A 20,384-nucleotide genomic window follows, 5' to 3' on the forward strand; every position below is an offset into this window, starting at 1 on the left:
CTTTATTCCTGAAAGGATAACCAGTGTGCAAAGCTTCAAAGCCAGTCAAATTATTTCTTTGAGTTTTTTTACGACAGTCTTTCCTCTCATCGGCGCTGTTATTATTGATTTGTCATTTCAATCACGAGTGCCGTTTTGGGGATGGATTATTGCTGGAATTATTGCAGTCTATTCAATTGTATTGCTGAGAAATTTGAAGAAACAGGTAAAACAATATGAACGGCAATTTGCTGAAGAAAATCAAATTAAAACACTTCTTGAAGAAACAGAATTAAATCCCACTTTTTTGAAAAACTTTGAAGAGGAGCTTCATGAGGCGCAGTTTGATGCGCATGTCCTCGACACTCATCCTTCCACAGACATGATAGCGGAACATTATTGGGCGCCACAATTATACGTTGCGCCAACAGAATCCTTTGTTTCTTTAGAGTATTTTATCAAGCGTTGTCAGAATGCAATTTTGGTTATTGATCACCAGTCCAATATTCAATACCTAAATGCTGCTTTATTGCGTGTGCTTGGAAAAACAGAATCAGAATTGTCAAGTTGGAAAGGAAAAGCACTCGATAGCTTAATAGAAGATCAAAATGTACATGTAAAATCTCTATTGCTTGAAGCTTTGAAAACAAAGAAAAAATCAAGATTTTTGCAAGAACAAGATCCTTCTGCCGATTGGATTATAACGCCTTTGAAAGAAAAAAATAAATGGATTGGTTATGTATTAGAGGTGATAACACCCTCTAAAAATGAAATGGTGAGATTGGAAGACGCTTTGAAAGAAACAACAGCTAGATTAAGAAAAATCGAAGTTGAGGTTGCTGCTTTTGTGAACATTATTAATGAATCTCAAATCTATTATCAAAAGAAAGGGCATTCTTATAAGTCTCTACAGGAAGCTTCCTTTGAGCATCCTGTTTTGAAAAAAGGGATTAGTTCTGTTAAAAAACTAATTGATAAGCTTATTGGAACAACACAGGAAATAACAGATTTAAAGCAAACGCTTCTGGCAAATGACGTGTCGCCTGTTCTGGCTGCGAATCAAACAAGCGTTCTGACACAAGCGATTTTAAGAAATCTTGAAGAGTTTAAAAGAGAGTGCCAATCGCTTTCACAGCATCAAAAAGAGCATTCTCGCATAGTGAATGAACAAAAAGGTATCACACAGGGATTAGTAGCTTCTTTAGATAAAGGCGCTACTATTACAAAAGCTTGCAGAGATAAAACATTATCGGGTTTTGAAATAGTCACTTTAATTGTTCAAAATTTACATGAATTTGAATTACATTTAGGGGTAATGCTTGATATTTTGAGCAAAACGACCCTAAAGATACAGCAGCGCGTTACAGATCAAGAAATTTCTAAAACATTGCAAACCTTTATGCAGTCCCTTACAGAGCAAATTAAGCAAGCAACGTTCCTCGCTCAAAAAAATAAACATAGATTGACGATATTGATCCCAAGCTATGCCGGCCATCATTTCCAAATTGGAAAAATCCAAGCTCAATGGCAAAATTGCCAAGATTTAATTGATACACAAGCCCACTCATTATCTGAGTGGAGGGCGTATCACAAGCAGATTGAAAAAAATGAGCATGTTTTAAAAGAGCGTATGCAAGAGTTGTTTAATCTGTCAGAGAAAATGCTTCGTAAAACTTTATTATCTGAAAGTAAAACAATTCCAAATTCACCTTCTTTCCATCAATTTGATGAAATTGTGCTTGGAAAATCTCCGAAAGCACAAGACTTAGAAGATAGTGTGATGCACCCAATAACAGAAAAATAGTATTTTTGAGACAGCTTCTATTTTAGGGTTCAACACTTAGGCTTAGCGTATTACCTCGCTGTGTGAAACTAACGTGTTTGAGTGCACTCATGCCGAGTAAAACCTCATTTCCATGCATGCTTGGATTAATACTTGCTCTCAAATGTTTGATAACAATGTGTCCAATGACGAGCGATTCAATTTCAGTATTATAAATACTTACTTTTCCTCCGGCAGTATTTGCAAAAGTTCTATATCCTTTTTTAAGATTTAACTTTTGTGCTAGTTTTCCAGGAATAACGACATCTGTGGCGCCCGTATCTAAGAGAAAAATAACAGGCTTTCCATTGATTTTGCCTTCAGCTAAATATTGGTTGTATACATTGCGCTCTATGATCGTTTGAGCTATACCATTGATTGTGGTTATCTTTGCTTGGGTATTTTTAGAGCTAAGATCTTTGGCCAACCAGCTGTCAAATAATACAGAAAATACAACAATCACCATCAGCCATGCAAAGACAGCCATCCACAGCCCAAGTTGTGAGTGTGAAGGCTCTTCTGGAAGAGGTGGTATGTCATCATCATCTGGATCGTTGTAAGGTGCTGGTAATTTGTCCACAGAGCAAAACCTTGTTATAGTTAATTAACTAATCGGCATGTATTGCATATTACATGATAGTTTAGCGTCATCTTGGAGAGAATATAGGCTTAAGCGGCATTAAGATGCTACGGTCTGATTTCTAAATTTGTTATAATACTGAAAGACATAATTATAATGCCGCCTAACATAAAATGCAGATTGATTCAAAAACAGGGCTTTTAAGTGCAGCGCAATATTTTGCATCTCCAAATCAAGACGAGCGCCCTGAAAAAGAGAAAGTAAGCTTACTCGTTATCCATAACATCAGTTTACCGCCGGATCAATTTTCAGGGGATGATGTAAAAGACTTTTTTTTAAATCAATTGAATATCGCCAAACATTCTTATTATCAGACGATTGGTCATCTTAAGGTATCGAGTCATTTATGGATTCGTAGAACGGGCGAAGTATTGCAATTTGTTCCTTTTCATCGACGTGCTTGGCATGCAGGAGCCTCAGATTTTCAAGGCAAGAAGGAATGTAATGATTTTTCAATTGGTATTGAATTAGAAGGAACAGATAAAATTCCTTTTACTGAGATCCAATATGCGCAATTAGTGGCTTGTACACATGCGATTATGCAAGCTTATCCCGCTATAACACCGCACAGGGTGGTGGGACATGAAGACATAGCGCCAGGACGTAAAAGCGATCCAGGACCCTTATTTGACTGGTCGCGCTACCGAGCGCAGATGCTGATGCCAAAAGCTTCAGTTTAAGTAATGGTTATTAATTTTTAGTTTTAAAGAAGAAGGACGGAAAGGGTATGCAAAGACCTGATGATCTTGATCCAACAGAAACCCAAGAGTGGTTAGATGCATTAGATTCAGTGGTAAAAAACAGTGGTGCTACGCGCGCACAATATTTGTTGGATAAATTAAGCTACTATGCCAGCTTAAAAGGATGCCGTTCAGAACAGCATAAAAATACGCCTTATTGCAATACTATTTCTGTACAAGAACAGCCCAGCGTAGAAGGCGATCCTGAAGCAGAAGAAAGGGGGCGTGCATTGATTCGTTGGAATGCCATGGCGATGGTGGTGCGTGCACAAAAAGTAGATGGTAGTTTAGGTGGGCATATTGGCACCTTTGCTTCCTCGGCAACTCTCTATGATGTTGGCTTTAATCACTTTTGGCGTGGTCCTAATCATCCTACAGGCGGAGATCTACTCTACATTCAAGGGCATGCGTCACCTGGTATTTATGCACGCTCTTATTTGGAAGGTGAAATCACAGAAGAACAGTTGGTGAATTTTCGTAGAGAAGTAGATGGTAAAGGGCTATCTTCTTACCCGCATCCTTGGTTAATGCCGCATTATTGGCAATTCCCAACGGTTTCGATGGGATTAGGTGCTTTGCAGGCTATCTATCAAGCGCGTTTCATGAAATACATGGAAAATAGAGGTTTTGTTGAAAAATCCGATCGAAAGGTTTGGTGTTTCTGCGGTGATGGTGAAATGGATGAACCTGAGTCTCTCGGTGGATTATCATTGGCCGGTAGAGAGCGCTTGGACAATCTCGTGATTGTTATTAACTGTAATTTGCAACGTTTGGATGGCCCAGTAAGAGGCAATAGTAGAATCATTCAAGAATTAGAAACCGTATTTCGTGGTGCAAATTGGAACGTCATCAAAGTGATTTGGGGAGATAGTTGGGATCCTTTATTTGCGGCTGACAGAGATGGATTATTGCTCAAGCGCATGGAAGAAGCGGTCGATGGCGATTATCAAAATTATAAAGCAAAAGGTGGCGCTTATACGCGCGAACATTTTTTTGGCAAATACCCAGAGCTTAAAAAACTTGTCGAACATTTATCCGATGATGATATTTGGCGCTTAAGCCGTGGTGGTCATGATCCACAGAAAATATTTGCAGCTTATCGTAGTGCATCCTTACATAAAGGGCAGCCAACCGTTATTTTGGCTAAAACGGTTAAAGGCTATGGTTTAGGGGCAGCAGGTGAAGCACAAAATATTGCCCATAATGTGAAAAAAGTAAGCACAGAAGATTTAAAAATCTTTAGAGATCGTTTCCATTTACCGATTTCCGATGAAGAAATAGAGACAGTGCCTTTCTATAATCCTGGTGAGAATAATCCTGCCATCAAATACATGAAAGAGAGAAGAAAGCAGTTGGGTGGTAGTTTGCCTTATCGCCATGCGAGCGTAGATGAAAAATTTGAAATCCCTAATTTAGAATCTTTTGCTGCGCAATTGCAAGGCACTAAAGACAGGGAAATTTCAACAACAATGGCTTTTGTACGTATTCTATCGCAACTCGTTAAAGATAAAAGTATTGGTAAGCGTATTGTGCCTATTGTGCCTGATGAAGCGCGTACTTTTGGTATGGAAGGTTTGTTTAGACAAATTGGGATCTATTCTAGCGTTGGTCAAATGTATCAGCCCGTGGATGCCGATCAAGTGATGTATTATAAAGAGGCAACGGACGGACAAATTCTGGAAGAAGGGATTAATGAGCCAGGTGCTTTTTGTTCTTGGATAGCTGCTGCTACCGCTTATAGCACCTACCAAAAAACAATGATTCCTTTTTATATTTATTATTCAATGTTTGGTTTTCAACGCATTGGTGATTTAGCATGGGCTGCGGGTGATTCACGTGCCAAGGGATTTTTACTTGGCGGAACCTCTGGTAGAACAACGCTCAACGGAGAAGGGTTGCAGCATCAAGACGGCCATAGCCATATTTTAGCGGGCACTATTCCTAATTGTGTTACCTATGATCCTACCTATTCTTATGAGTTAGCCGTTATCATCCAGCATGGTTTAAAGCGTATGTATGAAGATAACGAAAATTTATATTTTTACATTACGCTCATGAATGAAAACTATGTGCATCCAGACATGCCTCAAGGTGTTGAAGAAGGCATTATCAAAGGTATGTATTTGCTTCAAAAAGCAAAGAAAATACAAAAATGTCATGTACAATTAATGGGATCTGGTACTATTTTGCTTGAAGTATTAAAAGCAGTGGAACTTTTAGAGAAATATCAAGTAAGCGCCGATGTTTGGAGTGTGACAAGTATTAATGAACTGAGAAAAGATGCTTTGACGGTTGCAAGAGAAAACCTCTTAAACCCTGAAAAGACCAAGAAATTGAGCTATGTAGAAACGCTCTTGAAAGATGTGCAAGGTCCAGTGATAGCAGCAACAGATTATATGAAATCTTATGTAGATGGAATTCACCCATTTATTAAGCAACGCTTTTATGCCTTGGGCACAGATGGTTTTGGACGTAGTGATACACGTAGTCGCTTGCGTAAGCATTTTGAAGTAGATAGTCATATGATTGCCTATACGGCATTGGTAGGATTATTTGAAGAGGGTAAAATTGATCAGAAGATCTTGTTGAAAGCCAGAGAAGCTTTAGAGATTGCGCCTGATAAACTTGATCCTAGATTTTTGTAAAAGCGGAGAATACATTGAGTGCTTTAGAAGATATCAAAGTTCCTAACATTGGTGATTTTCACGGTGTTGAAGTCATTGAGCTTTTAGTAAAAGTGGGTGATGTGCTTGCTGCAGAAGATCCACTCCTTACCTTGGAAACAGAAAAGGCAACGATGGATATACCTTGCCCTATGGCAGGGGTTGTCGATGCTATTTTGGTAAAGGCAGGTGATAAAGTATCGCAAGGTGATGTGATTTTGAAGCTCAAAGCGACAGCCAATGAAACCAAAATTGAGCCTCCTGCAAGCGTTAGTACTACTACAGCAGTAGAGCAACAATCACTCGAATCTACGACTACACAAGCAGAAGTATCTGTTTCTGTTAATGCTCCAGTCTCATCCAGCAGTGTTACGATAAGTTTGCCGCAAGCTGATGATTTTAAAGATGTAACGGTTATTGAAATTTTAGTAAAACCTGGTGATAAGATTGTTAAAGATCAATCCATCATTGCGTTGGAGAGTGAAAAAGCGAGCTTGGAGTTACCCAGCGAAGAAGCAGGCGTAATAGAAGAAATTTTTGTTAAAGTAGGGGATAAAGCAAACCCTGGCACAAAAATATTGAAGATGTTGGCAGAGGTAAGTGGGCCTGTTGCTACGGAGGTCGCTCAAAAGACAGCTTTAGCAGCACCTGCTGAGAAAACCTCAGTGCCTGCTACACAGATTATACCAGTGATAAATCAAGCTTCTCCTTCTATTGCATCTGTTGCATACAATGGAACAGGTGGGCATGCGGGACCTGCAACACGTAAATTAGCGCGTGTATTGGGCGTAGATTTGTCAAAGGTTTCGGGTAGTGGACACAAAGGCCGTATTACGACTCAAGACGTAGAGCAATATGTAAAAGCTTATTTGCAAAAGCAACCTGAATCTACTGGGACAGGTATTCCACCTATTCCTGCTCAAGATTTTAGCCAATTTGGAGAGATTGAGGTAAAATCATTGTCGCGGATTAAGAAGCTAACCGCTCGAAACATGTCGCGCAATTGGTTGAATATTCCTCATGTTACTCAGTTTGATGAAGCGGATATTACTGAACTAGAGAAATTTAGAAAAGGAAATAAGCAGGCAGCACAAGATAAAGGCATTAATTTAACGCCGGTTAGTTTTATCATCAAAGCGGTTGTGTCTGCGCTTAAAACTTTTCCCCAGTTTAATGCTTCGCTTTCTACAGATAGTGAAGAGTTGATATATAAAAAATATTTTAATATCGGTGTTGCTGTGGATACACCAAATGGTCTGTTAGTTCCCGTTTTAAAAGATGCGGATGCTAAAGGATTGTTTGAAATTGCCAAAGAAATAGGTGAGCTGAGTGAAAAAGCCAGGAAAGGTGAGTTAAAAGCTGCAGAAATGCAAGGCAATACTTTTACAATCACCAGCTTAGGTAATTTAGGTGGAACACAATTTACACCTATTATCAATGCACCGGATGTTGCCATTTTAGGCGTTTCGCGCCTAAGCACAAAAGCAGTATGGTTAAATGAACAATTTGTGCCAAGACAAATGTTGCCCTTAGCACTTTCTTATGACCATCGTGTTATTGATGGCGTTGAAGGTGCAAAATTTATGACACATATTTGTACGAAACTGCAAGATATACGCAAACTATTATTATAGAGTAAATGATAAATAAAAAAGAGGTGAGAATATGGCTGACGTTATCAAAGCCAAGGTAGTTGTGATTGGTAGTGGTCCTGGTGGCTATAGCGCCGCTTTTCGAGCAGCCGATTTGTTGGGTGAAGGTGTTGTGCTTGTTGAGCGCTATGAAGAGTTAGGTGGCGTATGTTTGAATGTGGGTTGTATTCCATCAAAAGCATTATTGCATACTGCAAATATTATTAATGAAACCAAAGAAATGGCTAAGCATGGGGTTGATTTTGGTGCGCCTAAAATCAATCTGGATAAGCTAAGAGATTTTAAAAATGGCGTTGTTAAAAAACTAAACGCTGGCTTAAAGCAAATGGCAAAATTACGTAAAGTAAATGTTGTGCATGGCGAAGCAAAATTTAGTGATACACACACATTGCTTGTTTCTGGCGCTAAGCAGACAACCATTGAATTTGAAAATGTGATTATTGCGGCAGGTTCTAGACCCGTTCACTTACCGTTCTTGCCAAAAGATGATCCAAGAGTATTGGATTCTACAGGCGCATTAGAATTAAAAGAAATTCCTAAAAAAATGCTTGTCGTTGGCGGTGGTATTATCGGTATGGAAATGGCCACGGTATATCATGCTTTAGGTAGCGAAATTGATGTGGTTGAATTAACCGATTTTGTATTGCCAGGTGTGGATAAAGACATTGCAACGCCATTTCATAAATTCGTTCAAAAACGATATAAAAATATTTGGTTGAGCACTAAAGTTGTGAAAGCAGAAGCGAAACAAGATGGTATTTGGGTACACTTTGAAGGCAAAGATGCACCTAAAGATCCCGTTCGCTATGACTGTGTCTTACAATCTGTGGGTCGTATTCCAAATGGTAAAATGTTAGATGCAGAAAAAGCAGGCGTACAGGTTGATGAGCGTGGTTTTATTGCAACGGATAAGCAAATGCGCACAAACGTACCACACATTTTTGCAATTGGTGATATTGTGGGGCAACCTATGTTGGCACACAAAGCTGTTCCAGAAGGTCGATTGGCTGCGGAAGTGATTGCTGGCAAGAAACATTTCTTTGACGCAAAATGTATTCCAAGTGTTGCTTATACCGATCCTGAAGTGGCATGGGTAGGGCTGACAGAAGCTGAAGCCAAAGCGCAAAATATTGATTACGATAAAGGTGTTTATCCTTGGGCAGCGAGCGGTCGTGCGATTGGTTTAGGCAGAGAAGAGGGCTTAACCAAAGTAATTTTCTGTAATAAAACACATCGTGTCTTGGGGGCTGCGGTTGTTGGCGTACATGCTGGCGACTTAATCTCTGAAATGGCATTAGCGATTGAAATGGGATGTGAGGCAGAAGATCTAGCGTTGACCATCCATCCTCACCCAACCTTATCAGAAACCCTGATGCAAGCAGCAGAAGTGTATGAAGGGACTGTGACAGATTTGCCTAACAAGAAGAAATAAACTCACGTGCTGTCTGAGACATCCCCTCAAATTTCTAGTAGATTGTCATCCCAGAATTTTGCGAAGCAAAATATCTGGGATCCACAGGTGCTTTGCGCCTGGTAGCCCAAAGGGCTACTGGATACCAGCCTTCGCTGGTATGACATGTTATCTGATTTTTTCAGTATAAAAATTTTTCTGGGATGCCTCAGAGGCGCTGTGTGCTCTGTCTTGTCCGACGTATCCAATTCATTTTTGACATTCTTATCAGGCATTCCATAACAATCAAGGAAGCTATTAGTCCAAGTATTGACTCAAGTGTTAAATATCTTGTGATCATCGTTACTTTTAAAAGTAACACACCTGTTATCAATAATAAGAGTATGAATAATCTTCGATTGGGTTGTAACAAAGGTATGCTGATAATATATAAAAACATGCCCTGTAGTGCATATTTATAGAAGATATAGCTCTCAAATAGTGACCAATGATGGACTACTTCTCGTATTGGTTTTATGGCAGATTTAAGATGAGATGGATGCAAGGTTGGTACATAGGGGTAGAGATGGTAAAGCACCCCAATAATCATAAATGCAAAGGCAAAGGCTTGTAAAAGACGAGATGGATAATCGATTTTTACAGTCAAGCGGAATTGGCTTTCCCAAAAACTAAAAGTAGCAATAAAAATGAATCCAATTAAAGAACCAATAAGCCCACTACTTGCATTTAAGGCAATGTCTAATAAAGAGCTTACGCGAATAGGATTGTAGATTTGCACTATTTCCATACAAGTACATAGCAGCAGTGCAAATAAAAAACTGGCAAGCATGCATCTTAGTGCAGATTTGTTTTCAAGATGATAAATGAGTGTAATTAAAAAACCTAGAGGTATATATAGTAATAAATTTTGTACAATATCGAAGAGGAAAACGCGGTGTTGCCATCCGTAAAGCAGTGCGTAGGGAAAGGGCTTTTGTGGTGCTTGCCAATCTTCCAGGGGAATGATGGATACAAAAATAATGAAGGCTGTATACATAAATACGCCAGTCACAAATAGTTGTTTGGCCAACTTTTTTGTGTGTTGCGATCGATGACAAAGATTGGAGAAGGCATTAGAAAGTTGCATACCCCAAGTATATGCAATTGTAGGGCGTCTTGCTTTAGTTGATTTGCTTGTATAGTCTTCGCATATGAGTTTTACCCGCAATGGGTACAATGACGGAGGTGTTGTCTTCGCTATCTTGCATATGGGAACGAAGGTTGCTTGAGGCTCGACGTCTATCCGAAAGCTTATTTGCTGTGACTATATCGAGGCTAGTTTGATGCTGTCATTTTCCCTATAATAGATTTTCTTAGAAGTTTGCTTTCTCCCTCATTTGGGAATTCAATTCTTGGCCTGAATTAATTTTATTTAAAAGTGAGAGTTATGGATTTAATTACAGTCAGCGCTTTTAGTTTGTATTTGCTTGTTGTTGTTGCAATAGCGCTGGTAGCGTATCAACGAACTCAGAATTTAGGTGACTTTGTTTTAGGGGGAAGACAATTAGGTGGTCCGGTTGCAGCGCTGAGCGCAGGTGCTTCTGATATGAGCGCTTGGCTGCTCTTAGGCTTGCCTGGCGCGGTGTATACTTTTGGCTTAAATCAGATATGGCTGCCTATTGGACTTACAGTGGGCGCTTATATTAGTTGGCGTATCATCGCAAAGCCATTAAGAGTTTATTCTCAATTTGCAAATGACTCTTTGACACTCCCTGCTTTTTTAGACAATCGTTTCTTGGATAATAGTGGTATTATTCGATGTCTCTTAGCCTTGGTTACTCTTTTCTTTTTTGCTTTTTATACCGCATCAGGTCTAGTCGGTGGGGCTGTTTTATTACAACGCTTTAATATTTCCTATACCGAAGCACTATGGCTTGGAACGGCTATCATTGTTGCTTATACCTTTATTGGTGGTTTTTTAGCAGTAAGCTGGACAGATTTCTTTCAAGGCTCATTCATGTTTATATGCTTGCTACTAGTGCCCTTCATTGCAGTAGCTGAACTGGGTGGCTGGTCGCAAATGGCACAAACGATTCAGAATACAACGCCTGAAAAATTGAAACCATTTCAAGGTTTTAATGCTTTGCTCTTTTTTAATTTGATGGCATGGGGCTTAGGCTATTTTGGTCAACCTCATATTTTAGTTCGATTTATGGCAGTGAAAACGCTCAAAGACATAACAATTGCGAGACGTATTTGCGTTGGTTGGATGAGTTTTTCAATGATGGGAGCGGTATTAATTGGTATTGTTGGAGTAAGTTACTTCTATCAAAAAGAATTACATCCTGAGTCTATTTTTATTTTATTTTCTCAATCACTCTTTTCACCTTGGTTAGCAGGTATTTTATTTGCAGCTATTTTGTCTTCTATCATGTGTGCCATTGATTCACAGATGTTGGCATCTTCTAGTGCATTAACAGAAGATATTTATCATAAATGGATTCATAGAAATGCAAAACCTAAACATCTCATGTGGATTGGTCGGTTTGCAATTATAGTTATCGCTGCGGTTGCTGTTTATTTAGCAAGAGATCCAGAAAGCCGTGTTATTCACTTAGTTGCCTTTGCGTGGGCAGGATTGGGAAGTGCTTTTGGCCCAGCTGTTATTGGTGCTTTATATTGGCGCAGAATGACTGCAAAAGGCGCAATGGCGGGTATTGTGGTAGGCGCATTCGCCGTGATTATTTGGCATTTGAAGATAGGCGGTATTTTTGATTTGTATGAAATCATACCAGGCTTTTTTCTGGGTACATTAGCCATGATTATTGGTAGCTTGCTTGATGTACCGCCAGCAAAAGAAATCACGGATCAATTTGATGAGGTCAAGGCTTTTATCAAAGCATCTCAAAAGTAGTAAGGATTTATCATGTCTAATTCTGAATTTGAAATCATTGCAAACCTTGAACAAACGAAACGTTTAGATCAACTTTATCGCCAAGATGAAGAGCAGTTGGTAAATGAGCTTTTAGAAAAAGCTGCCATTAATAATATGGATATGCGTTCCATCCAAGAAGAAGCGATTCAGCTTGTAACAGAATTGCGCAAGCAAAGAACCACAAAGGGTGGTTTAGATGCTTTTATGTTTCAATATGATTTATCCAGCGAAGAAGGCATTGCTTTGATGTGTTTGGCAGAAGCATTATTGCGTATACCTGATAAAGAAAATATTGATAAATTAATTCGAGATAAATTAGTTTCTGCTAATTGGGGTGCGCATTTAGGTAAGAGTCATTCTTTATTTGTGAATGCAGCCACTTGGGCGTTGATGTTAACAGGTAAGATGATTGCTCAGCCACATCATGAATCTTTTACTGATCATGGTAAAGGACTGACGAGTGCATTGAAAAAACTAGCAACAAAAGGTGGTGAGCCTATTGTGCGTCAAGCAATTAGTCAGGCCATGAAAATATTAGGCAAGCAATTTGTCATGGGGCGTAGTATTCAAGAAGCATTGAAAAGAGCACGCGATAAAGAAGCAATGGGCTATCGATATTCCTATGATATGTTGGGTGAGGCTGCATTTACAGCGGATGATGCAAAACGTTATTTGGATGCCTATGTGTGTGCAATAGAAGCTATTGGTGAAGAAAGCGCAGGAAAAGGCCCCTTTGTTGGCCCTGGCATATCGATTAAATTGTCTGCCTTGCATCCTCGCTATGAACTCTCTAAAACCAAGCGCGTTGAAACAGAACTTTTAGCCAGTATGAATAAACTTATTCTACTTGCAAAAGAGAAAAATATTGGCCTTACCATTGATGCAGAAGAATCTTATCGATTAATGCCTTCTTTGAGGTTGCTAGAAAAAATATTAGCCTCAGGCATTGCGAAAGGATGGGATGGCCTAGGATTGGCCGTACAGGCTTATCAAAAACGTGCTTTGGCAGTGATTGATCATCTTAAATTTTTAAGTGATAAATATGATCAAAAATTGTGTGTGCGCTTAGTCAAAGGGGCGTATTGGGACACAGAGATTAAATTAACACAAGTTCAAGGTTTAGAAGATTATCCAGTATTTACCCGTAAAGTGACGACAGATGTGAATTACATCGCTTGTGTTAAAAAGCTATGCGAATATAAAGATTCTTTCTTTTTGCAATTTGCAACGCATAATGCACTTACTGTATCCATTGTAAAGCATTTATGTAAGCAACATCATGTGGAGCATTATGAATATCAATGCTTACATGGTATGGGCGATCCTCTGTATGATCAAATTGTAAGTCAAAAACCTTGTAGAGTTTATGCCCCTGTCGGTAGTCATGAAGATTTACTGGCCTATTTGGTCCGTCGATTATTAGAAAATGGTGCTAACTCTTCTTTTGTAAACCGTATTGCAAATGATGAGTTGCCTTTAGAATCGATTATTCAAAGCCCAATGGAAAAGCTGAAGAGCTATAGCAGCAAGCGACATCCGAATATTCCTTTACCTAAAAATTTATTTGGTGAGCAGCGTTTAAATTCAAAGGGCTTGGATTTAGCGCAACCGAAAGCGTTTTATCCTGTTTTAAAAGAAATTGAATTGCTTGCCAACAAGATGCATTTTGCACAGCCTACTTTTTTAGAATCAAAAAATCCAAGCGCTGTTAAATGCTATTCTCCTATAGATGCACGGCATTGTTTAGGAGAGATTGTGCAAGCAACACCTGAGAGTATTGGCTTGGCTGTAGATAAGGCAGATGAAGCATATCAAAAGTGGCGCTTTAGTGATGCCGCTACACGCAGTCATTTACTCAATCAAACAGCTGATTTGTTGGAAAATAATAGAACTGAATTATTAGCACTCTTAATGTATGAAGGCGGAAAAATTTTAGATGATGCTGTAAGTGAGTTAAGAGAAGCGGTTGATTTTTGTCGTTATTATGCACAAGAGGCACTTAAACATCACCAGGCTACCACTTTAAGAGGTCCTACAGGCGAGTTAAATCAACTCAGCTTGCATGGGCGTGGCATTATTGCTTGTATCAGTCCATGGAATTTTCCTTTAGCAATCTTTATAGGGCAGGTAACAGCTGCACTTGCCAGCGGAAATTGCGTAATTGCAAAACCTGCTGCTCAGACAACATTAATCGCACAGCGTGCAATTGATTTTCTGCACCAGGCAGGATTTGCGAAGGCTGTTGTTCAATTGTTGCCAACATCAGGACATCTGGTGAGCGAGCATTTATTAAAAGATATACGTGTTCGAGGCGTGTTGTTCACAGGTTCAACAGAAACAGCAAGAAATATAAATCAATTGCTTGCAAATAGACCTGGGCCAATTGTGCCCTTTGTTGCAGAAACGGGTGGACAAAATGCAATGATTGTTGATTCATCTGCATTGGCAGAGCAAGTAGTGAGCGATGTCATTACTTCTGCTTTTAAAAGCGCAGGTCAACGTTGTTCTGCACTACGTGTATTGTTTGTACAAGAAGACATTGCCGATAAGATTATTACGATGTTAAAAGGTGCCGTATTGCCTCATAGCAAAACCTAACCCAAGGGGTCGTTCGTTGCCTCATAACTAAAGTAACCGAGAACATTTAATTCAAAGACTTTTATTTTGTTAAAAGCAGATAAAAAACAAACAGTAAGCTCGAGGCCGTTGCTGAATAGATATGCAATATTCATCTTTCTTCTCCTTAGAGTCGTTGCCTCACATTTGAACTAACTTTTATGTGCTTAAATATTTCAACCAATTTTGTTTCTATTATTTTCTTAAGTGTAAACGGATTAAGGGTTGCATGAATAGCCTGTAGTTTTTCTTTTGTGGTATCTGCAACAGAATCTGACTCTAATACCCGCTCATAAGGCGTTTTTGCAGGTTCATATTGTTTCTTGTATTTAGCGCCAATACGCTCTTTGCTTTTTAGCTTCATCGATGGCATGAAGTGATTTTGAAGCAGGCTCCATTCGTTTCGGTATAAATCATTCATCAAAACAACCGTTTTCTTTTTGTCTAGCCTGTCATACCCAAATAGGTTTCGCACATGCGTCCAATTTTTCTGTTCTACATGAGCATTATCATTCTTTTTATAGGGGCGTGAACGTGTAAACTGAACAGGCTTTTCTCTTTTAGTAAAATAATCATGTAATGCATGATTAATAAACTCACCGCCGTTATCACAATCAAACCCTAAAACCTCAAAGGGTAAAACCTTTTCTATATCACTGATACGTTCATAAACAAGGCCACCTTCTTTATTCCACATGGCTCGATTTTCTGTCCAACCTGTAAAAATATCTGTAACGGTTAGACTCCAAGCAAAACGACCAGCAACACTATCGCCACAGTGCGCAACAGTGTCTGCTTCCACATAACCTGGCCGTGTTATATCCCAATGACTAAATTGTATTTGTATATGAGATTTTAATAATGAGCCAGGTTTGGTTGCACAGCGTCCTTTAAGTTTGTTTGTCGCTCGTATAGGCTTTAGTAAGCGATCGATAGTAGCAGGGCTAATTGATAATAGCCGGTGCCTTATTTCAGGTGCTAGAGAGCCATAGGTTGACTCATAGCTTGGCAGCCAGAGTTTAATGATGGGTTTTAGCCTTTTGCCACAGGGTTGGTCGGCGGTAAACCAAATCTGCTTTAATGGCTCTAAGAGGGCGGGTTTATCATACACTGGTTTTAATCCCGCTCTCTTTTTTTCCTTAACTGGTTTCTTCTTTAGTAGCTGAATCGCATATTTTCTATTGTATCCACATACAGCACAAAACTCATTGAGTATTGCACTCTTTTTTGACCTATCAGCATTCACGTATCGCAACAAAATCGCTTGAAGATAGCTCTTTTTTTCTTGATACCCCATATGTGTAACCTCCTGTTCCCTGGTTACTTTTAATATGAGGCAACGAAGCCTACTTTGCGTTCATAGAGTTAGATTTAATTTGAGGCAATTCGGGTGCCACACAAGAGCTTGTGGTGGGCAATCCTGTGGATTTTACAACGGATATTGGGCCTGTTATTAGCAGTTCTGCAAAAGATGAATTGTTAGTACATGCGATGAAGATGGACAAGCTTGGTAAAAAAATATGTGAAGCTAAACTTTCTGATGGGCAGGTTGGTTGCTACTTTGCGCCTCGTGCTTATGAAATCAAAAGTATGGATGTATTAGAGAATGAAGTATTTGGACCCGTGTTGCACGTCATTCGTTTTAAAGGTCGAGACCTAGATAAAGTCATCCACTCAATCAATAAAACTGGGTTTGGTTTAACGCTTGGCATTCATAGTCGTATTGATGAAACAATTGATTATATTATTGCACGCGTTAATGTTGGCAATATTTATGTAAATCGCAATATGATTGGTGCCGTTGTCGGTGTTCAACCTTTTGGTGGTGAAGGCTTGTCTGGAACAGGCCCTAAAGCAGGGGGACCTCATTATTTGATTCGTTTATCAACAGAACGCACTTTATCTGTGAACACAACTGCGTCAGGTGGTAATGCTTCTTTAATGTCTTTGTGCGATAACGATTCATAGGGGGGGGGCCCATGCCCTTCTCCTCCAGGCACCTCCAGCACACCTCCAGGACAGCCACATTAAGTTGTTAAGTTGCTTTACCCAAAATTTTTGAGCTAGAATTCCTTTCAGTAATAGGGATATTTTTTAAGTTATGACTTTAGCTCGCTCAGAACAAATTGATTTAAATGCAACACCGTATTATCACGTCATGAACCGATGTGTGCGTCGCAGCTTTTTGTGCGGTTTTGATAAACTAACACAGAAAGATTATTCGCATCGTAAAGCATGGATTGTCGATCGATTAAAATATCTAGCAGATATCTTTGCTATCAAAATCTGTGCCTATGCCATCATGAGCAATCATTATCATGTGGTTTTATATGTAGAAGATAAAGTGGCTGAGAATTGGTCAGAAGCAGAAATCATCCGTCGTTGGGCAGCTATTTTCCCCAAAGATGCCGAAGAAAATAAGCATTTAAAGCAAAAAATTCAACTTTGGAAAGAGCGACTCACCAGCATCAGCTGGTTTATGCGTTGCTTAAATGAACGAATCGCACGCGATGTAAACGAAGAAGATGATACCGCTGGGCGATTTTGGGAAGGCCGCTTTAAGTCCCAAGCTCTATTAGATGAAGGTGCGTTGTTGAGCGCAATGGTTTATGTTGATTTAAATCCAGTCAGAGCTGGGATTACCACGACCCCAGAAGAATCGGAATTTACCTCTATTTATGAACGTATTCAGCATATTTCTAAGCAATTAAAAATCAATAAGCCAAAATCCATTAAACAGCTTAAGCGCGAAAAAGCTGATATATATAATAATCTTGCACAACCCAAATCCTTAGTGCCTTTTGCAAACATTGCAATGAATCATTCACATGCCATTGATTTTAAACTGGTTGATTATTTAGAGCTTGTGGACTATACAGGCAGAGTGATTCGAGATGATAAAGAAGCTGGTTCTATTCCAGAACATCTAGCGCCCATTTTAAGCAGATTGCAATTCGACCCCATGAATTGGATTTCATTAGTCAAAAATTTAAGTAAAAGCTTTTCTCATGCTGTGGGAAGTGAAATTTTACTACTTAATTTTGGCAAAGAGAGAAAGAAAGCTTTAAAAGGCATCACTCAAGCAAAGAAATTATACAATAATCCTCAAGCGATAGCTTAATTTATTCTTCACTTTATACAATCACTCAATTTTCAATAGAAAAAACAGATTATTTTACCTTTTTTGAAACTTAATTAATTTGTATATCAGAATTGTATGATTATTTTGATAGATATGAATAATAATTTATTGCTAAAAATATAGATGGCTGTCCTATATATAATACAATACAGCATATAATTAAATTGGATGTCCTGTTTTAAATTCCTTTATTAATCGGATTTTTTGATATAAACCCATAAATGTTGATTATTTTTTTCATGACTTGAGGTTCTATATTCATAGCTGGCTGCATCCATTTTGTCTAATCGATTTCCGCCAATGTACACCCATTCGTTTAAGGGAATCATCATTTTGCTGTTAATTTGATATTGACTATAGGCTTTGTCATTCATTTGATTGGGCTGTTCAAGTGTTGTATTAACACTTAAAATTTCTAAAATAACTTTATCTGATCCTGGTGTATAAATAGGGCGGACATGTAATCCACTGTTGAGTTGGTGATACTCATAGGATTGAGCATTGGCACCACGATTTGCTTGAAAATTCCCTTGTGCAACGGTTGAAGAACTGGAATTGCTGTTGGCATTTTTAAGTGTAAAATTAGCGCCTGGCGTGGCGGGGATATTAATAGGCAAATCAGTTGTTATTGGATTCTCTATGCTTAAAAGGGTGCCATCATTTTCTCCCTCTGTAGCAGTGCTTGGTGTAGGAATAATAATCTTGGTTCCTAATTCGGCAGGTAAAGTGAGTTCTTGGCCTGTGCTGGTTGACGTTGCATTTTGGTTTAAGTTGCGTTGTGCTTGGCTGCGGTCTTGATAGGCATATTGATGGTTTAATAAAGGTAAAGTAACATTTGTTTTAACAAAAGCAACCTCACCACTTTGTACTAAAATCTCATCGGTTTTACGCTCTGTTTCTCGAGAAGTTGAGCGTATGTATCGTGTGCCTTTATCTAGACTGCCAGCCCTTAAATCTGTTTGGTTGTTTTCATCAATACCAGCAACATTAGAAGGTGCTGTATTACCATGGTAAAGTGTAATGCGCAATTGTACAGGCATCACATCTAATTCTGCCACAATGGCTTTTATGGATGCATAGGTCTCTGGATCAGTTTTCAGTAATATTTTATTTTCAAATTGCTTGAGTGTTGTGTCTTTAGGAAGAAGGGGAGCAATGGCATTTACAATGTCATTACTGCTACGATACTTTATGTCTATTAAGTAAATCTGATTATCAGCAAATGCAGCAAAGGGGATAAAAATAGCTAAGAATACCCAAGTAATCACAAAGCGAAAGGATTGTGATGGCTGATTAAATGAGCAGTTTTTCATGACATTTTCTTAAGTAATAAAGAGATATATTATTAAGAACTATAGTATGAATACTCTGCAATTGTAGGGAGGTGCAGTATCTCCCTACAATTAAGAAGCTGTTATTTAATCTTTACGAAATTTCATTAGCGTAGAACAAAGCCCCACATAGTCATGAGGGCTTAAGTGTTTGAGTCTATTTTTAACATCAAAAGGTAATTTTAAAGTATCAATAAAATCACTTAATGTGTTTTTCGTAATTTCCTTACCGCGGGTAAAGGCTTTTAGTTGTTCATAAGCATCGGTTACTTGGTATTTTCTTAACACAGTCTGAATGGCTTCACCCAAGACTTCCCAATGACTATTGAGATCTTCTTTTATTTTCGTTTCGTTGACTTCTAATTTTCTCAGCCCTTTGATGAGAGATTGCATCGCTAAATAATGATACCCGATGGCTACCCCAATATTTCTTAATACGGTTGAATCTGTTAAATCACGTTGCCATCTTGAAATGGGTAGTTTTTCAGCCATGTGCGCAAGTAAAGCATTGCAAATACCTAAATTACCTTCCGCATTTTCAAAATCGATAGGGTTTACTTTATGTGGCATGGTTGAAGAGCCAACTTCTTTACCAATCATTTTTTGCTTGAAATAATCAATCGAAACGTAGCTCCAGATATCTCTCGCAAAATCTATGAAGATTGTATTAATGCGTATTAAAGTATGGAAATATTCTGCTTGATAATCATGTGGTTCAATTTGAGTTGTGAGTGGATTCCAAGTTAGACCAAAAGATTCTACAAATGTTTGTGAAAGTTTTATCCAGTCGACTTGTGGACATGCAACTGCATGTGCATTGAAATTTCCAACTGCGCCATTTATCTTTCCTAAGATTTCAATATGCTCTAGTTGCTTCATTTGTCTTTTAAGGCGATAGTCAACATTGGCAAATTCTTTGCCGAGCGTTGTAGGGGATGCAGTTTGCCCATGTGTGCGAGACAGCATGGCGCAGCTTTTGTAATTTTCTGAAAAGACGCCAATCATTTCGCGTATCGTTTTTAAAGTGGGCATTAATACTTGATTGCGGATATCTTTTAACATTAATGCATAAGATAAGTTATTAATATCTTCTGATGTGCAGGCAAAATGAATCAGTTCAAGATAAGGTGCAAATTCAGGATAGAGGGATAATGCCTCTTTTAAAAAATACTCTACTGATTTCACATCATGATTTGTTTCACATTCAATGGCTTTGATACGTTGACAAGATTCAAGATTAAAGTTTTCATAAATGGTTAATAGCTTTGATTTCATTTTGTCTGTGAGTGGTGGAAGCTCAGAAATTCCTTTTTGATCGGTGATAGCAATCAACCATTTTATCTCAACAAGCAATCTGTATTGATTTAATGCATATTCACTTGCATAGTTTGATAGTTCAGAACATTTTTCACTATAACGACCATCTAAAGGTGATAAAGCTAATAGAGTAGAAAGCGTGCTCATTTTGTCTCCG

14 protein-coding genes and 1 pseudogene are annotated in these 20,384 nt (G+C 38.6%); 9 read left to right on the forward strand and 6 right to left on the reverse strand.

Annotated features, from left to right (window positions below; all coding sequences use genetic code 11):
* The first annotated feature begins 25 nt into the window (after window positions 1–25).
* The gene (locus CC99x_RS04590; RefSeq protein ID WP_057624716.1) at window positions 26–1,783 is read left to right on the forward strand and encodes a transcriptional regulator; all 1,758 of its coding nucleotides are present in this window, start codon (window positions 26–28) and stop codon (window positions 1,781–1,783) included.
* Window positions 1,784–1,805: 22 nt separating this feature from the next.
* On the opposite strand, the gene CC99x_RS04595 is transcribed toward CC99x_RS04590, so the two are convergent.
* Window positions 1,806–2,381 carry a TIGR02281 family clan AA aspartic protease gene (locus CC99x_RS04595; protein ID WP_057624717.1) on the reverse strand — a complete coding sequence of 192 codons (576 nt, stop codon included), beginning with the start codon at window positions 2,379–2,381 and terminating at the stop codon, window positions 1,806–1,808.
* Window positions 2,382–2,554: 173 nt separating this feature from the next.
* Between CC99x_RS04595 and ampD the strand changes: the two genes are divergently transcribed.
* From ampD to lpdA, 4 genes are read left to right on the forward strand one after another with little or no spacing between them, the layout of a single operon-like run.
* Window positions 2,555–3,121: a 1,6-anhydro-N-acetylmuramyl-L-alanine amidase AmpD gene (gene ampD / locus CC99x_RS04600; RefSeq protein ID WP_259596602.1), complete on the forward strand. Its 567-nt coding sequence runs from the start codon at window positions 2,555–2,557 to the stop codon at window positions 3,119–3,121.
* Window positions 3,122–3,168: 47 nt separating this feature from the next.
* Window positions 3,169–5,826 carry a pyruvate dehydrogenase (acetyl-transferring), homodimeric type gene (gene aceE, locus CC99x_RS04605; RefSeq protein WP_057624719.1) on the forward strand — a complete coding sequence of 886 codons (2,658 nt, stop codon included), beginning with the start codon at window positions 3,169–3,171 and terminating at the stop codon, window positions 5,824–5,826.
* Between the two features lie 14 nt (window positions 5,827–5,840).
* Window positions 5,841–7,478, forward strand: coding sequence for a dihydrolipoyllysine-residue acetyltransferase (locus CC99x_RS04610; protein ID WP_057624720.1), 1,638 nt, complete (start codon window positions 5,841–5,843; stop codon window positions 7,476–7,478).
* Between the two features lie 31 nt (window positions 7,479–7,509).
* Window positions 7,510–8,928, forward strand: coding sequence for a dihydrolipoyl dehydrogenase (gene lpdA / locus CC99x_RS04615; protein WP_057624721.1), 1,419 nt, complete (start codon window positions 7,510–7,512; stop codon window positions 8,926–8,928).
* A gap of 187 nt (window positions 8,929–9,115) precedes the next feature.
* Here lpdA and CC99x_RS04620 read toward each other — a convergent pair whose 3' ends face one another.
* A complete protein-coding gene (locus tag CC99x_RS04620; RefSeq protein ID WP_158003214.1) occupies window positions 9,116–9,943 on the reverse strand; it encodes a VanZ family protein in 828 nt (275 codons plus the stop codon).
* 390 nt (window positions 9,944–10,333) lie between these two features.
* Here CC99x_RS04620 and putP point away from each other — a divergent pair, with 390 nt between their 5' ends.
* Window positions 10,334–11,800, forward strand: a complete 1,467-nt coding sequence (putP, locus tag CC99x_RS04625) for a sodium/proline symporter PutP (RefSeq protein WP_057624723.1) — start codon at window positions 10,334–10,336, stop codon at window positions 11,798–11,800.
* A gap of 12 nt (window positions 11,801–11,812) precedes the next feature.
* Window positions 11,813–14,419 (forward strand): bifunctional proline dehydrogenase/L-glutamate gamma-semialdehyde dehydrogenase PutA, encoded by a 2,607-nt coding sequence (gene putA, locus CC99x_RS04630; RefSeq protein WP_057624724.1) that lies wholly within the window; start codon window positions 11,813–11,815, stop codon window positions 14,417–14,419.
* Here putA and CC99x_RS04635 read toward each other — a convergent pair.
* A complete protein-coding gene (locus CC99x_RS04635; RefSeq protein WP_259596574.1) occupies window positions 14,416–14,553 on the reverse strand; it encodes a hypothetical protein in 138 nt (45 codons plus the stop codon). The two genes, putA and CC99x_RS04635, sit on opposite strands and share 4 nt — an antisense overlap.
* 11 nt (window positions 14,554–14,564) lie before the next feature.
* On the reverse strand, window positions 14,565–15,734 hold the full coding sequence (locus CC99x_RS04640) for a transposase family protein (protein ID WP_259596575.1): 1,170 nt from the start codon (window positions 15,732–15,734) through the stop codon (window positions 14,565–14,567).
* 89 nt (window positions 15,735–15,823) lie between these two features.
* Between CC99x_RS04640 and CC99x_RS04645 the strand changes: the two are divergent.
* Window positions 15,824–16,405 (forward strand): annotated as a pseudogene (locus CC99x_RS04645) (aldehyde dehydrogenase family protein); the annotation flags it as partial.
* Between the two features lie 133 nt (window positions 16,406–16,538).
* Window positions 16,539–17,558, forward strand: a complete 1,020-nt coding sequence (locus tag CC99x_RS04650; RefSeq protein WP_057623192.1) for a hypothetical protein — start codon at window positions 16,539–16,541, stop codon at window positions 17,556–17,558.
* 212 nt (window positions 17,559–17,770) lie between these two features.
* Here CC99x_RS04650 and CC99x_RS04655 read toward each other — a convergent pair whose 3' ends face one another.
* Both CC99x_RS04655 and purB read right to left on the reverse strand, forming a co-directional pair.
* Window positions 17,771–18,892, reverse strand: a complete 1,122-nt coding sequence (locus tag CC99x_RS04655; protein WP_057623189.1) for a hypothetical protein — start codon at window positions 18,890–18,892, stop codon at window positions 17,771–17,773.
* Window positions 18,893–18,997: 105 nt separating this feature from the next.
* Complete coding sequence (gene purB, locus CC99x_RS04660) at window positions 18,998–20,374, reverse strand: adenylosuccinate lyase (protein ID WP_057623237.1); 1,377 nt, start codon at window positions 20,372–20,374, stop codon at window positions 18,998–19,000.
* Window positions 20,375–20,384: the final 10 nt, after the last annotated feature.

It is taken from the genome of Candidatus Berkiella cookevillensis (genome assembly GCF_001431315.2).
GTDB classification, from domain to species: Bacteria; Pseudomonadota; Gammaproteobacteria; order Berkiellales; family Berkiellaceae; genus Berkiella_A; species Berkiella_A cookevillensis.